The 14,629-nt window shown below is 73.0% G+C and carries 14 protein-coding genes and 1 pseudogene; 5 read left to right on the top strand and 10 right to left on the bottom strand.

The window, feature by feature from the left end:
• Together FHL80_RS09500 and FHL80_RS09505 are read right to left on the bottom strand one after the other, a co-directional pair.
• Positions 1–367: pseudogene (locus tag FHL80_RS09500) on the bottom strand (hypothetical protein); the annotation flags it as partial.
• A gap of 372 nt (positions 368–739) precedes the next feature.
• The gene (locus FHL80_RS09505) at positions 740–982 is read right to left on the bottom strand and encodes a hypothetical protein (protein ID WP_138733185.1); all 243 of its coding nucleotides are present in this window, start codon (positions 980–982) and stop codon (positions 740–742) included.
• A 213-nt stretch (positions 983–1,195) separates the two neighbouring features.
• Here FHL80_RS09505 and FHL80_RS09510 point away from each other — a divergent pair, with 213 nt between their 5' ends.
• Together FHL80_RS09510 and FHL80_RS09515 are read left to right on the top strand one after the other, a co-directional pair.
• Positions 1,196–1,513 carry a DUF4190 domain-containing protein gene (locus tag FHL80_RS09510; protein WP_246078575.1) on the top strand — a complete coding sequence of 106 codons (318 nt, stop codon included), beginning with the start codon at positions 1,196–1,198 and terminating at the stop codon, positions 1,511–1,513.
• A 23-nt stretch (positions 1,514–1,536) separates the two neighbouring features.
• Positions 1,537–2,337 (top strand): CPBP family intramembrane glutamic endopeptidase, encoded by an 801-nt coding sequence (locus tag FHL80_RS09515; RefSeq protein WP_138733187.1) that lies wholly within the window; start codon positions 1,537–1,539, stop codon positions 2,335–2,337.
• 47 nt (positions 2,338–2,384) lie between these two features.
• On the opposite strand, the gene FHL80_RS09520 is transcribed toward FHL80_RS09515, so the two are convergent.
• The 6 genes from FHL80_RS09520 to FHL80_RS25375 all read right to left on the bottom strand — a co-directional run bounded on the left by FHL80_RS09520 (position 2,385) and on the right by FHL80_RS25375 (position 8,993).
• Entirely contained in the window at positions 2,385–3,236 is an 852-nt protein-coding gene (locus tag FHL80_RS09520; RefSeq protein WP_138733188.1) for a mycofactocin-coupled SDR family oxidoreductase, read from the bottom strand.
• An 82-nt stretch (positions 3,237–3,318) separates the two neighbouring features.
• On the bottom strand, positions 3,319–5,268 hold the full coding sequence (locus FHL80_RS09525) for a potassium transporter Kup (protein ID WP_138733189.1): 1,950 nt from the start codon (positions 5,266–5,268) through the stop codon (positions 3,319–3,321).
• 144 nt (positions 5,269–5,412) lie between these two features.
• The gene (locus tag FHL80_RS09530) at positions 5,413–6,621 is read right to left on the bottom strand and encodes an HNH endonuclease signature motif containing protein (protein WP_138733190.1); all 1,209 of its coding nucleotides are present in this window, start codon (positions 6,619–6,621) and stop codon (positions 5,413–5,415) included.
• 203 nt (positions 6,622–6,824) lie between these two features.
• Positions 6,825–7,934, bottom strand: a complete 1,110-nt coding sequence (locus FHL80_RS09535; protein ID WP_138733191.1) for an NAD(P)/FAD-dependent oxidoreductase — start codon at positions 7,932–7,934, stop codon at positions 6,825–6,827.
• A gap of 52 nt (positions 7,935–7,986) precedes the next feature.
• Positions 7,987–8,130, bottom strand: a complete 144-nt coding sequence (locus FHL80_RS25370) for a hypothetical protein (protein ID WP_216870563.1) — start codon at positions 8,128–8,130, stop codon at positions 7,987–7,989.
• A gap of 119 nt (positions 8,131–8,249) precedes the next feature.
• Complete coding sequence (locus FHL80_RS25375) at positions 8,250–8,993, bottom strand: response regulator (protein ID WP_216870564.1); 744 nt, start codon at positions 8,991–8,993, stop codon at positions 8,250–8,252.
• A gap of 754 nt (positions 8,994–9,747) precedes the next feature.
• Between FHL80_RS25375 and FHL80_RS25380 the strand changes: the two genes are divergently transcribed.
• From FHL80_RS25380 to FHL80_RS09550, 3 genes are read left to right on the top strand one after another with little or no spacing between them, the layout of a single operon-like run.
• Positions 9,748–10,008, top strand: a complete 261-nt coding sequence (locus tag FHL80_RS25380) for a glycosyltransferase (protein ID WP_216870565.1) — start codon at positions 9,748–9,750, stop codon at positions 10,006–10,008.
• A complete protein-coding gene (locus FHL80_RS09545; RefSeq protein ID WP_216870566.1) occupies positions 10,005–10,994 on the top strand; it encodes a Gfo/Idh/MocA family protein in 990 nt (329 codons plus the stop codon). Before FHL80_RS25380 ends, FHL80_RS09545 begins: the two co-directional genes overlap by 4 nt.
• Entirely contained in the window at positions 10,987–12,093 is a 1,107-nt protein-coding gene (locus tag FHL80_RS09550; RefSeq protein ID WP_138733194.1) for a zinc-binding dehydrogenase, read from the top strand. Before FHL80_RS09545 ends, FHL80_RS09550 begins: the two co-directional genes overlap by 8 nt.
• Positions 12,094–12,409: 316 nt before the next feature.
• On the opposite strand, the gene FHL80_RS09555 is transcribed toward FHL80_RS09550, so the two are convergent.
• Complete coding sequence (locus FHL80_RS09555; protein ID WP_246078576.1) at positions 12,410–13,108, bottom strand: acetate uptake transporter; 699 nt, start codon at positions 13,106–13,108, stop codon at positions 12,410–12,412.
• 645 nt (positions 13,109–13,753) lie between these two features.
• Positions 13,754–14,572, bottom strand: a complete 819-nt coding sequence (locus FHL80_RS09560) for an alpha/beta hydrolase (RefSeq protein WP_246078577.1) — start codon at positions 14,570–14,572, stop codon at positions 13,754–13,756.
• Between the last annotated feature and the right edge of the window lie 57 nt (positions 14,573–14,629).

Here is a 14,629-nt window from a genome sequence, read left to right on the forward strand (position 1 = left end):
GCGTCGCGGGCGTGACGACGGCGGGCACGGCGGTGCCCGGCGCGGTCGCGGGCTGACCGCTGCCGGTCACCGGGTCGCTGGGGGCGGGCACCGGAGGAACGGGGACGGGCACGGTGGGGGTGGTCGGCGCCGGCGAGCTGACCGCGTCCGGGACGGGGCCCTCGTCGGAGTCGGCGACCGGGACCTCGGGCTCGTCGGCGTCGGGCGGAGCGGGCGCGGGATCGGGCGCCACGACCGGCGCGACGTCCTCGTCCGGCGCCGGAGAGGGAGCGGGCGGAACGTCCTGGACCGCTGCGCCCGGGGTCCCGACCGTCACCGGCCCCGGGTCCACGGTCCCCTCGTCGGCCTGCGCGGTGCCCACCCCCACGACCCACAGGCCGACCAGGAGGGCTCCGAGCAGCAGGAGGCGACGAGCCCAGGACGCCGCACGTGCGGTGGGGTCGCGTCGGCCGGACGGGCAGCGCACGGCAGCGGCAGACCGCTGCTCGGCGGTGCTCCCCACCACGCCTCCGCACCCCGCCGGAACTCCGACGGTGACCCCAGGTCATCGACTACCGCCGCACGAGGGACCCCCGGTGCGCTGAACGGCAGACTTTGATCTGCGGAGAGTCACAGGTCAACAGCTGAGCGGCCGGAGAGTGACCGGCACGCGGGTCGCGCTACACGGCGTGAACGACCAGACCTGCTGAGTGAGCGGCACGAGTCCGTTCCGTCCTCACGACGACGGGCTGCGAGGTCGTCAGGTCCGGCCGGCGCGCCGCTCGGCGAGGTTGCGGCCCTTGACGGTGCCGCGGTACTCGACGAGGACCTCACCGCGCGGGCCGTACGTTTCCTCGGGCCCGGTCATGCTCATGGTGGCCCAGTCCGGCTCCTCCAGGCCGCGCTCGGCGGTGGAGAGGCGGACCACCTCCTGCCGGATCGCGGCGATGGCTCGTTCCCGGTGGGAGAAGGGCAACGTGACCGTCGCGCGGTAGGTGTACATGCCCCGAAGGTCGGGACGCCGGGCCGGGCACTGGACGCCGGAGGGCGCCGTCTCCCCCGAAGGGGTCGGTCGGCGGCAGCGCAGTGCACCTCTGACGCTCCGTCACCGCACTCGTCCCGATGACCGCCGGGAACCTGCTGTCCAGCGCCTCGATCGACACCCCGGTCACACGATCGGGTGATTCGAGACTGCGACGGTCGTGACCGTGGGTAGATGACGTCCGCGGCAGTCCGCCGCGACAGCCGAGAAGGGAACGTCATGACCCACAGCGCGGGGTACACCGGGCAGCCGGCCAACGCCCAGCAGAACCACGTCGGGAACGGGCTGGCCGTCGCCGGCCTGGTCTGCGGCCTCGTCGGGCTCCTGTTCCTCCCGATCGTCCTCGGACCGCTGGCGATCATCTTCGGTGGCGTCGGTCTCTCCCGGGCCAACCGCGGGGCCGGCCACAAGGGCATGTCGATGGCGGCGATCATCCTGGGCATCGCCGACCTCGTCGTCATGGTGGTCTACGCGGTCGCCATCTCCAGCTGAGCGCCCCCGCTCGTCCCGACGTCATGACCACGGCCACCGACGGGGCGCCCCAGGCGCGCCGGTCGCTGATCGAGCGGACGGTGCTCGACGAGCAGATCCGCGCCGCCCGGCAGGCCGGTCCGCAGTCCTGGGGCGTGCGCAGCTGGCTCGGCCCGCTGGTCGGCCTGGCGGCGCTGATCGTCGGCTCCGGCGTCGTCGCGGGCGTCCTGCCCGAGCGGGGCACCGGCCGCACGATCGGCGTCGCTGCGCTCTCCATCGGCCTCGAGCTGGTGCTGCTGGCGGTGCTGGTCGCCTTCGGCCGGCCGCTCGCTGCGCGTGGTGGTGGCTGGCGGCAGACCCTCGGGCTGGACCGGGTGCGCCGGTCGGACTGGCTGCCGTGGATCACCGGCGTCGGCTTCGCCTACCTCGGGCGCACCGTGGTCAGCGTCGTGGCCCTGGCCCTCACCGGCGGCACGGCGCTGGCGGAGGCGAGCAACCTCACCGCGGGCGACCGGAGCGTCGTCTCGATCGTCGTGCTGGTCGTGGTGGCCGTCGTCCTGGCGCCGATCGCCGAGGAGCTGATGTTCCGCGGGCTGCTGCTGCGCGCCTTCATGCACCGGATGAGCTTCTGGCCGGCCGCGGGGTTGTCGACGTTCCTGTTCGGCGCCTTCCACGTCTACGAGGTCGACACCGTCGCCGGCGCCGTGACGCTGGCCTGCTCGGTCGGCGTGCTCGGCCTGGTCAACTGCCACCTGGTCCGGATCACCGGGCGGCTGACGCCCGGGATCATGGTGCACGCCACCTACAACGCGCTGGCCGTCGCGGTCGTCCTGCTGCTCGGCTGACCGAGCGGTGCGCGGCCGACCCGGGAGCCGGCCGCGCACCCCGGTGCTCAGCGGTTGGTGCGGCCGAGGTCCACCGGCAGCTGGATGCCGGTGACGTGCCGCGCCTCGTTGGAGGCCAGCCACGCGACGGCGGCGGCGATGTCGTCGGCCTGGCTGACCGGGTCGGGGAGCTGACCCATGTACAGCGTGCTCAGCGTCGGGCTGGCGTCGGAGATCATCGGGAACAGCTCGGGCACGGTCAGGCCGGTCTGCACGCCGTGCGGGTGCACCGTGTTCACCCGGATCCGGTGCTCGGCGAGCTCGTTGGCCAGCGTCTTGGCCAGCCCGGTCACCCCGTGCTTGGCGGCGACGTAGCCGGCGAGGTACGGCAGACCGCGCAGCCCGGCGACCGAGCTGGTGAAGACGATCGCGCCGCCGGTGCCCTGCTCGATCATGATCGGGATGGCCGCCTTGGCGGTGTGGAACGGCCCGTTGAGGTTGGTGTCGATCTGCTCGGCCCAGTGCGCGGCGTCGATCTCCCAGGCCCGGGCGGCGGTCGTCGTCCCGGCGTTGGCGATGACGACGTCCAGGCGCCCCAGCTCGGCGACGCCGGCGTCGAGCGCCGTCTTGAGTGCCTCGTAGTCGCGGATGTCGGTCTGCGAGGCGACGATCCGGCGGTCCAGCGCCTCGACCAGGCGGACGGTCTCGGCGAGGTCCTCCGGCGTCGACCCCGCGTACTGCGTCTCGGGCACCTGCGCGGCGATGTCCACGGCGATGATGTCGGCGCCCTCGGCCGCGAGCCGCACGGCCTCCGCCCGCCCCTGGCCACGGGCGGCGCCGGTGATGAACGCGACCTTGCCCTCGAACCGGCGGGCGATCGGGTCGTGCGGGACGGGCGCTTCGGGGACCGGGGTGGTCATCGGGTTCTCCTCCAGGATCGGTGCGGCGACTGCCTGCCCCGACTCTGTCACCCTCGTGGCACTGTGTGCCACGAACCTCCGATCAGACCTCGACGTCGCTGCCCATCGTCACCGTCGCGTCCGGCGGCAGGCCGAAGTAGGCGGCCGGGTTGGCCGCGGTGTGCGCCAGCCCGACGAACAGCGCCTTCCGCCAGCGCGCCATGCCCGGCGCCGACGTCCGACGGATCGACCCGCGGGACAGGAAGTAAGAGGCGTCGTCCAGGTCGGCGGTCGGGGGCTCGATCATCCCGGCCGCGTGCGCCTGGCGGAGCGCCGCCGGCAGGTCCGGCGGGTCGGCGAACCCGAGCCTCACGGAGAGGTGCTGGATGCCGTCGTCCTCGTAGCCCAGGTCGTCGACGGTGAGCCGGTCCTCCGGCGGCACGTGTGGCACGTTGGCCGCGCCCATCGACACGATCACCACCGTCTCGTGCAGCACGTGGTTGTGCTGGGTGTTGGCGCGCAGCGCGAGCGGCACGGTCTCCTTGCTGGGGTGCGGGAACACCGCGACGCCGCGCACCCGCGGCTTGCCGTGGTGCCGGGCCTCCTCGACGAAGTCGGCGAGCGACCCCTCCATGGTGCGGCGGTTGGCGCTGACGATCTCCCGGCCGCGCCGCCAGGTGGTCATCACGGTGAAGACCAGGACGGCGATGAGCAGCGGCAGCCACCCGCCGTGCAGCACCTTCGACAGGTTGCCGGCCAGGAAGACCAGCTCCACCCCGCCGAACGCGACCGCGGCGAGGGCGAGCTTCCACGGCTGCCAGTGCCACAGCACCCGGGCGACGATGAGCAGCAGCAGGGTGTCGATGACGAGCGCGCCGGTGACCGAGACGCCGTAGGCGGTGGCGAGCCGCTCGGAGGACCGGAAGCTGAGCATCAGGACGAGCACGCCGACGAAGAGGATCGCGTTGACGCCGGGCAGGTAGATCTGGCCGCTCTCCTCCTCCGAGGTCTGCCGCACGGTCAGCGGCGGGAGCAACCCGAGCTGCATCGCCTGCCGGGACAGCGAGAAGGCGCCGGAGATGACGGCCTGGCTGGCGATCACCGTCGCCGCGGTGGCCAGCACGACCATCGGGACCCGCGACCAGTGCGGGAAGAGCAGGAAGAACGGGTTGGTGGCCGCGCCGGGGTGGTGCAGGATCAGCGCCGCCTGGCCCAGGTAGTTGAGCACCAGCGCGGGGAAGACCAGGAAGAACCAGGCGCGCAGGATCGGGGTGCGACCGAAGTGCCCCATGTCGGCGTAGAGCGCCTCGGCCCCGGTGATCACGAGGACGACGGCGCCGAAGGCGACGAACGCGATGCCCGGGTGGTCGATGACGAACAGCAGGGCGTACGTCGGCGAGAGCCCCTTGAGCACCTCGGGGTGTGGCAGCACCTCGCTCAGTCCACCCACCGCCAGGGCGGCCAGCCACAGCGCGGTGACCGGGCCGAACAGCCGTCCCACCCGGCCGGTGCCGAACCGCTGGGCGGCGAAGAGCACGGTGAGGATGGCGGCCGCGATGGGCAGGACGACGTGGCTCAGGCTCGGCGCGGCGACCTCGAGCCCCTCGACCGCCGAGAGCACGCTGATCGCCGGGGTGATGACCGAGTCGCCGTAGAAGAGCGAGACGCCGACGACGCCGATGAGCAGCAGCCACTTCGTCGGTCGGTCGCGGTCGGCATAGAGCCGCCGGGCGAGCGCGGCCAGGGCCATCACGCCGCCCTCGCCGTCGTTGTCGGCGCGCATCACCACGCCGACGTACTTCGCCGACACGATCAGCGTGACCGACCAGAACATCAGCGAGATGACGCCGTAGACGTCACCGGGCGTGGGCTGGACGGCGCCGTTGTCGATGGAGAAGACGGTCTGCAGGGCGTAGAGCGGGCTGGTGCCGATGTCGCCGAACACGATGCCGAGCGCGGCGAGGACCAACCCCCGCCCGGCATGGGCAGCCGGCGACCGGTGCGGCGGCCGCGCGTCCTCCGCGGCGTCCGGCGTGGCGACGGACTCGGTCACGAGTCACTCCTCGGTTGCACGACGAACCAGTGTCGTCCCACAACCTGTGCTGCGCTCCACCAGATCACCCGCGCGGGTCAGCCGGCAGCTGACCATCTCCTCAGGTGAGCGGGGCAATACTGCCCGGCACGCCCAACGGGTCGATCAGACCTGGAGGAGTGGTCCGATGAGGATCTCGGTGCCCTCGGGGCGGTAGGTGTGCCATCGGCCGTCGGGATCTCGTTCGATCCGGAAGCCGTGGTGGACCTTGGTGTGGTGCCGTTCGCACAGGAGCGCGGAGTTCTCGAGTGAGGTCTCGCCGTGGTCGCGGAGCCATTCGAGGAGGTGGTGGACGTCGCACCAGTGGGTGGGGGCGTCGCAGCCGGCGAACACGCAGTGCCGGTCGCGTTGCTCGACCGCCCGCCGGATGTGCGCCGGCACGACCCGCTTCTCCCGCCCGACGTCCAGCGGGAGCCCGTCGGGGTCCAGCACCATCCGGGTGATCTCGGCGTCACAGGCGATCCAGCGGGCCGCGGCGGCTGAGATCACCGCCCCGAACCCGGTCTCGGCAGCCCCCGGGCCGGTTCCGCCGTCGAGGAGGTCCTCGATGTCGACGGTCACGATCACCCGCGGCTTCACGGTGCGCAGCAGCGGCAGGTTCCCGGCGGCGAGGGCGTTGTCGCACAGCTGGACCAGGGCGTCGGCCTGCTGCTGGGCGCGGCTGCGGTCATCGCCCTGGGGGCGGGATGCCTGCACGATCGACTCGATCGCGGCCCGCACCTTCTCCAACCCGACCGCGTCCAGGTCGAAGCGGCCGGTGCCGCTGCCCTCGGCGTGCCGGGTGAACGACAGCCGCCGCCCCTCGGTGGGGTCGGGTTCGGTGCCGTCGGGGTCCAGGGCCTGCCGGTAGTGGTGCACCACCTGCGGCAGCCGGTCGTGCGCCTCACCCTCGGCGACGGCGACCAGCGCCCGGTCCACCGCCCCGAGGTCGACGTCCTGCTCGGCGGCGGCGGCCCGCTCCGCGTCTCCGGCGATGGGGGCGATGGTCGCGACCTGGGCGGCGGTGAGCGTGCCGGCGGCGAACGCCGCCGCGGTGGCCGGCAGGTGCTCCAGCGCCCGGCCCGACCGCACCAGCCGCCCGGCGTCGCCGGCGGTCAGGTGGCCGTGCCCGCGCAGCCAGGAGGCCACCGTCTTCTTGCCGTCGTGCTCAGCGGCGCCCGTGGAGTCGGCGTGCCGGACGGTGCGGGTCAACTCCGCGTTGGCCCGGTTGACCACGGTCACCAGCAGGGTGGCCCGGTCCAGCACCGCACCCGGGGGAAGGGCGAAGAGGTCCTCAGCGGCCAGGGCGTCCAGCGCGGACTGCAACTCCCCCACCGGACACCTCCTCCACCGCTTCGAACAGGTGTACGAAGTCTAGCGGTGGCGGGGGTCTCCGACAAGGCATATCCCCAGCTCAGAGGGCTGTCCACAAATCACGCTGAGCGGTTGACAGGAGCCGCGACAACCGACGCGGACGCCACAGGCAGGCCTTCGGTGAACTCGGACAGACGGGCGGACGGGCGGACGGACCTCGAGGTTCAGTCGCCCGTGAAGCGGTCGGGTCGGAAGGCGTCGAGCAGCGGGCTGGGGGTCCCGCTGACGACCTCCTCGGCGAGCAGCTCACCCGCGATCAGCCCGATCGTGGCGCCGCTGTGCGTGAAGGCGACGTGCAGGCCGTCCACTGCGGGAACGGCGCCGAGCACCGGGTGCCCGTCGCCCGGGACGGGCTTCCGCCCGACACCGCAGGACTCCGCGATCAGGTCGGGGTGGCCCGCGAGCACCGCGGATGCCTCCCGGAGCAGGCCCTCGACCGTGGAGTCGCGGACCTCGAACGTGCCGCCGTCCCGCGCGACGACCTCCTCCTCCGCCCAGCCCGCGTCGAGGACCACGCCTCCGCCTGGTGACGGTCGGACCGCGACGCGCGGGGTGTTGAGCACGGCGCGCAGCCGGTGGTCGAACGGCGGGGTGCGGACCAGCAGCGCGTTCGTCGTCCCGTCCGGCACGTGGATGCCGAGCTCGGCGAGGCTGCCGGGGACAGCGTCACCGGTGGCGAGGACCACCACGTCGGCGGGGAGGACGTCGCCGGTGCCCGTGGCGACCCCGGCGACGTGGTCCCCGTCGCGGACCAGCGCGCACCGGCCGGCGCCGGTGCGGACCTCTCCCCCGGCGTCCACCAGGTCGTGCACGAGCTCGTCGACCAGCGACGGCAGGTCGACCCAGCCCTCGGCCGGGTTGAGCAACGCGCCCTCGGCGGCCACGGCGGCCGGGTCGACGCCGGGCACCCGGCCGGCCACGTCCTCGCGGGAGAGCCACTCGGCCGGGTAGCCGATCGCGCGCTGGTGCTCGAAGGACTCCCGGACACCGACGCCCCAGCGCAGCCCGCCGTCGAACGCGATGGCCGCTCGGGGGTCGTCGCGCGCGGCGAAGGTGCGGTACCGGTCGAGGCCGAGCATCCGCAGCCGGTGGTACGCGGGCGGGTAGGAGCCTGCGGAGTTCAGCCAGGACAGCGACCGTCCCGTCGCGCCGCTGGCCAGCCGACCGTCGGTGACCAGGGTGACGTCGACCCCACGGGCCGCCAACTGCGCCGCGGTCGACGTCCCGAGCACTCCCCCACCGACGACGGCGACCCGTCGACCGTCCTGTCCCATGCCGTGCAGGTAGCCAGCCGGGCGGCGACAGGAACACGACACGGCGCTCCGCTCAGCGCGACGGGCCGCCGACCTCGGTCATCCCCACCGTCCGGATCAGGTCGAACCGGGACGCGTCCTCGGTGCCCGGTTCCGCGGTGTAGGCGACGATGCGCAGGTCGGTGCAGGAGGCGGTGAACACGTCGCGAACGGGCACGAGGCGAGCGCCTCCCCCGTCCGCCGGTCCCAGCCGTGGAAGCGCGAGCGGTCAGCGGACTCCTGTGCCTCGGGGACGCCGGGCGCTCAGATGGGCGGCGCGCCGGTCGAGCTCGTGGATCACAGGCAGTGGGGGCAACCCGTGCCCCTGCGGGCGACCGTGCGAACGCAGCGGAGCAGGGCAGCGGGACCGGCATCCTCGGGGACGAGCGCGTCTGCGCCGGCGAGTGCCATCTCGCGCCGTGCCTCCGAGCCGGCGCTCAACAGGACGATCCGGACCTCGGCCCTGGCCGCCCGTAGGGTCTGCGTGGCGGCGAGGCGACCCCCGATCGGCACGGAGCGGTCCATGCAGACGACATGCGGACGGAGCCGTGCGGTGGCCTCCACGACCTCCGGACCGTTCTCGCACTCGCCCACGACGCTGAGGTCGGCTTGACCGGCGAACATCTCGACCAGCCTCAGCCGGACCACCGGGTGATCATCGACGACGAGCACGCGGATGTGATCCCGGGCGTCGCGGACGTTCCGCGGACCTCCTGCGACCTGCCGACGATGCAGGTGGTCCCCGACCTCCCGGACAGCCGCGGTGGTGAGCTCGACGAGCCGAGGCGGCCGACCCTCCTGACGCAGGATGTCCGCCCATGCACCGGCCACGAGCTCGGCGGCGACTCGGGGGTCGGTGAGACCGAAGGCCTCTGTCGTGTCCAGGACCGCGCGTTCGAGGATGGCCGCCATCTGCTCGACATCGCCGAGCATGCCGGCACGGTCGCGACCGACGGCGGACACGACCTGTTCCACGCGCAGTGGGCAACCATCGATGCAGTAGACCGCGATGGGGTCCCCGTCCATCCAGCCGACGGCCACGAGTCCGCCACAGTTCGGGCAGTCCGTCCAGCTGACCCGCTCGCTTGCGTCCATCGTCGCGCGCTTCCCATGCCGTGTCGGTGACCCGACGGAGGACGTCCGGCGCTCTCCCTGGACACCCGCTGGACACCCGCTGACCTCGAGGGTGGACAACGGTAGCCAGGCAGTCGGCCTCCGAAACGTCCTACCGAGGCGGGGAACCGCCTCGATACGTCGTCGACGACAAGGGTCAGCAGGAACGGCCGCAGCGGCAGCCGACGGTGACGGCGACGAAGGCCGCGGACCTGCCACCCATCGACGGCGGCAGCCGTGGGCGGAGCTGCCCGGACCACGTCCGCTGCGGTCGTCGACCATCTGGCCGCAGACGACGCAGGTCGGCCCGTCGGGTGCCATGACGCCGGCGGTGCTGCAGGCGAAGCAGAGCGCAGGGGTCCCCGCCCGCCGGTAGGCGCACGACGTGCAGGCGTCGAAGCCCGCGGGGTGTCGGCTCGAGCGGCCGCAGGTCGATGGCATCGTCACCTCTCCGGACAGCGGCACCGCTCGATGGGAAGGCGGGCTGTAGGGCATGAACCGACCGCGGTCATCCCGCGAGCGTCGCGTGCGCCCCCACGGCCGCCACGGCGGCGGGGGCTTGGGCTGACGGTGATGGCCCCCGACGAGATCCGGCGACGATCGGGCGTGCACGTGGCCAGGTCCGCCGATAGTTTGCACGCCCCTACCCCCGACGGTGGGCCGGTGATCGGTGGAGGCGTGGATGGCGAGAGTCGGCAGCGACGAGGTGGTCGTGGACGGCGTGACCGGGGTGTTGGTGAGAAACGGACCTCCGGCCGAGCTCGGAGCGGCGCTCGCGTCGTTGCTCGCCGACCCGGGGCTGCGTCGGCGGCAGGGCGCCGCTGGACGGTGCCGGTACCTGGCCAACTCCACCCGCGATCGCATGGCCCTGGAGACGACAGCGGTCTACGAACGGCTGCTGCAGGCATCGGCCGGGCCGGCGCTGACCGGGAGCCGGACGTGACACGGCTGCGGGTGGCCTGCGTGGGCACCGGGTTCATCGCGGGCGAGCACCTGCGGGCGCTCTCGGCGATGGCGGACGTGCAGATCGTGGCGGTCGCCGACACGCAGCTGGAGCGCGCGGAGCAGGTCGCCGCCCGATACGGCTCTCGCGCCCATGGCGACGGTCTCACACTGCTGAACACCGAAGAGCTGGACGCCGTCTGGCTGTGCGTACCGCCGTTCGCGCACGGCGCGCTCGAGGCCGCTGCGATCGCCCGGGGGCTGCCGTTCTTCGTCGAGAAGCCGCTGGCCAGCGACCTGTCCACCGCGCAGTCGATCGCCGACCAACTGGCCGGTACCGGGCTGACCACCGCCGTCGGATACCACTGGCGGCACCTGGACGTCGTGCAACGGGCCGCGGAGCTGCTCGCCCGGACGCCGGCCCAACTGGTCACCGGCTACTGGTGGGACAAGACACCCCGCGTCCCGTGGTGGCCCCAACGGGCGCACTCCGGCGGCCAGGTCGTGGAGCAGACCACCCACATCTTCGACCTGGCCCGCCACCTCGCCGGGGACGTCGCCGAGGTCACGGCGGCCGAGCGGTCTGCTCCCGCCGGACCGGAGGACGTCCCCCTGGCGGCCTCCTCGCTGCTGCGGTTCGTCTCCGGCGCGGTCGGCAGCATCTCGTCGGCGCGCGTCCTGGACGGGAGGCACCGGGTCGCGCTGCACGTCGTGGCGGAGAGCCATGTGCTGGAGATCTCCGAGCACGGGCTGACCGACCACGAACTGCGGATCGGAACCGGGGACGGCGCGGAGGTGGTGCGTTCCAGGCAGGATCCGATCGCCGTCGAGGACCGGGAGTTCCTCGACGTGCTGCTCGGGATCACCCCTCGTGTGCGCGTTCCCTACCAGGAGGCACTGCGCACGCACACCCTGGCCTGCGCCGCCGACCGCTCGGCTCGAGACGGGACACCGGTGCGCCTCGATGCCGGGGCCGCCGGTGCCTGAGCGCCAGGTCCGGTCGATCGCGGTGTCCCGCCCCGGTCGCGCGATGATCATCGACGACACCGAACCGGAGCCCGGCCCCGGTCAGGCCTGGGTGGCCACCGAATGGTCCGGGATCAGCGCGGGAACGGAGGTGGCCCTCGTCCGCGGTACCGATCCGCAGCACCAGCGGGGCTGGGACCCCGACCTCCGGGCCTTCGGGATCAGCCCCGTGGACCGCTACCCGAAGCGTGGTCTCGGGTACATGGAGGTCGGCCGGGTCACCGAGAGCCGCACCGACGTGCTGGCCGTGGGATCACTGGTGGCGATGGCCTACGGCCACCGCACCGGCGCCTGCGCCGACCCGACCCGGACGACGGTGATCCCGGTTCCCGACGACCTCGACCCGCTGCTGGGCATCTACCTGGCGCAGATGGGGCCGATCTGCGTCAACGGCCTGCTGCACGCCGCGGCGGCGCTCGGAGGGCCGCAGGCCGGGATCGACGCCGGCGTCCGGGCCCAGCACGTCCTGGTCGTGGGGGCCGGCGTCGTCGGCCTGCTCAGTGCGCTGCTGGCCGTTCGACACGGCGCGGCCGAGGTGTGCGTCGCCGATTCCTCAGCCGAACGACGCGCGGTCGCCGAAGCCCTCGGCCTCGTCGCCGTGGACGACGCGGACGGGCGCGCGTGGCTGGCGATCAAGCAGCGCTGGCGACACGGCCCCGGGGATGCCGGAGCCGACGTCGTCCTGCAGTGCCGCGGCCACGACGCCGCGCTGGCCACGGCCCTCAAGGCACTGCGGCCGCAGGGCGTCGTGGTGGACCTGGGCTTCTACCAGGCCGGAGCCGAGGCCGTCCGGCTGGGCGAGGAGTTCCACCACAACGGCCTGGCGCTGATCTGCGCCCAGATCGGGCGGGTGCCCCGGGGGATGAGCGCGACGTGGCCGCGGCCGGCCCTTGCCGCGGTCACCCTCGATCTGCTCCGAGAGCGTGGCGAGGACATCCGTACCCACCTGGTCACCGACGTCGTCCCCTTCGAGGACGGTCCCCGGCTGCTGACCGACATGGCGGAACGCCGACTGGCGAGCCCGCCGCTGCAGGCCGTGCTGCACTTCCCACTCGGATGATCGGTGCGTCGGGCAGCGCCACGTGAGAAGCGGAGTCGCACATGGCGGCTCGGACGGCCGACCAGGCGATCCTGCGCCCGCTGCTCGAGTTCGGCTGGCGCCATGGATGGCCGCGGTCAAGTCCGCCACCCATGCGTCCACCTGACGCCGGTGCCCCGGAGCAGCGATCAGGTACGCCACGGCGGCGAGCACCCGCGTCCGGGTTAGCTTGGCGACGACCTCGACCCGGCAGCCGACCACGCCCGGCACGGCCACCCGGCGCTCTCCCTCCCACCGTCCGACCGTGGAGCCGTCGGTCAGGCGACCGCCGCTCGAGTCACAGCTTGTACAGCGGCGGGTTCGGCAGCACCGCGCGGCCGAAGGTCGACGCACTCACCCCGGCGAGGCATGCGTACCAGGCGACGGCGGCGGTGAGGAGGCCCAGATAGCCGCCGATCGTCGTCAGGCCCTCGTTGTGCGCCACATCCCCGGAGCCGAGGAGGAAGAACGTCACGGCGAGCAGCGTGAACAGCAGGGCCAGCGCCGTCGTGGTCTGCAAGGACGCGACCCACAGGACGAGCGTGAAGAGGCCCCAGCCGATGAGGTACCAGCCGACCGCGGTTTCCCGGTCGGTGGCGTCGGGGATGTCCGCTGCGTAGAAGGTGACGAAGGCCCAGAACGAGATCCAGAAGGCGCCGTAGGAGGTGAAGGCAGTCGCGCCGAAGACGTTGCCCTTCCGGAACTCCCACATGCCGGCGAGCACTTGGGCCACGCCTCCGTAGGCGAGTGCGACGCCGAAGACGATCGGCTCGCCCGCCGCCGGCAACAGGCCTGCGTTGAACAGGCTGAGCAGGAACGTGGTGAGTGCGAAAGCGGCCAGGCCGAGCGGCGCCGGGTCGGCGATCATGCGGACGTTCTCGGAGGCGAGTTCTCTCGCCATGGCCATCCGACCCGCGGTCGGGTCGCTCCGGTCGGCCATGAAGTCGGTGCCGAGGTCGGTGGTCTGCGTTCCTGGCTGCGCTGGCTTGACTGCCACTGCCGGACCCTCCTGATCGACGCAGGGAGAGAGAACAGCTGGACGTCGGCAGCGGTCCCCGGCCCAGCGGAGCGCGACCTCGGTCCCGAGTCGACGAACACGCTCGGTCCGGGCCGGTCGATCGGAAGACGCCGTCCACCCCGACAGTGACGAGGGTGTCATCCGACCGTCAAGACAACTCCGGCGTGTCGTGGACGTCGGCGGAAACCCGACGCCGACTCGTGTCGGCCTGGATCCGGCTCGCTCGTCGGGTAGGCGCGCCGTCACTCAGCTCGAGCCCCCGGGAAGCTGTACCTGCACCAAGCCCGGGTGAGCCATGGCCGCCCCAGCCGTCCAGGCGACCCGGCAGCGTTGGGCGCGCGTCGCCGCCAATGTCCTGGCCCAGACTCGATGCACTTTGGGCCGGACAGACCACGAGCGTCTTGCCGGCCTGGGTGCCACCCGAGACCGGGATGTACAGCCCAGCCCCGACCGAGGCCTCCAGGAACCGGGACACCTGCGGGGTGAAGCGTGCCCAGGACGACCAGCTCGTCGGGGCTGTGCGCCGGAGAGCACGAGCGGGTTCCGCGCCGAGGCCCTGTGGACGAACCGTGACGATCCACAGGTCACGTTCACCGTTCGGGTGACAACGGGTAGGCGATCGGGTCAGTGCCGCGGCACCAGCTCGACGACGGCCTGCACCAGCGCCTCGCCGTCCAGGAGCACCGCGTCGTTGTGGTCGGCGCCGGGCACTTCGACCAGGCGGTGCAGCTGCGCTGCCGCATCGGCGACCCGCCGGCTCTGCTCCGGCGGCACGATGGTGTCCGCTGTGCCATAGACGACCGTGGTCGGCGCCCGCACCGCGGCGATCAGGTCCGCCACCGGGTACCGGTCGCGCAGCAGCGCCCGCACCGGCAGGAACGGGTAGTGCTCGCTGCCGACGGCGGCCAGGTCGACGAACGGTGACCGGAGCACCAGCCCGGCCGGCGGGTGCTCGACGGCCAGCTCGGTCACCACCGCGCACCCCAGGCTCTCGCCGAGGTAGAGCAGCCGGTCCTCCGGGACGCCGGCCTCCTCGAGCAGGTAGGAGCGCGCGGCGCGGACGTCGAGCGCCAGCCCGGACTCGGTGGGGCTGCCCGGGTTCCCGCCGTAGCCGCGGTAGTCGAACAGCAGCACCGCCAGGCCGGCCGCGGAGAGAGCGCTGGCCAGGGGGGCGCGCATCCCCCGGTGGCCGGCGTTGCCGCTGGCGACCAGGACCGCGGGGGCGTCGGGCGCCGGCCCCGGGACGAACCAGCCGCTGAGGACGAGCCCGTCCGCGGTGTGCAGCTCGACGTCACGGGCACCGCGGATCACCTCGGCCGCGGCCGGCACCGGACCGGCGGAGGGCAGGTAGACCAGGCGGCGTTGCAGCGTCCAGAGCAGCCCCACCAGCACAGCGAACAGCACCGCGAGGACCACCGCCGTCCGGAGCGCCGTCCGCAGCACGATCCCATGGTCCCTGACCGGCACGCCACAGCCGACGTCCTCCTGCGAGTCCACGAT

The organism is Modestobacter excelsi, assembly GCF_005930495.1.
In the GTDB taxonomy this organism is placed as follows: domain Bacteria; phylum Actinomycetota; class Actinomycetes; order Mycobacteriales; family Geodermatophilaceae; genus Modestobacter; species Modestobacter excelsi.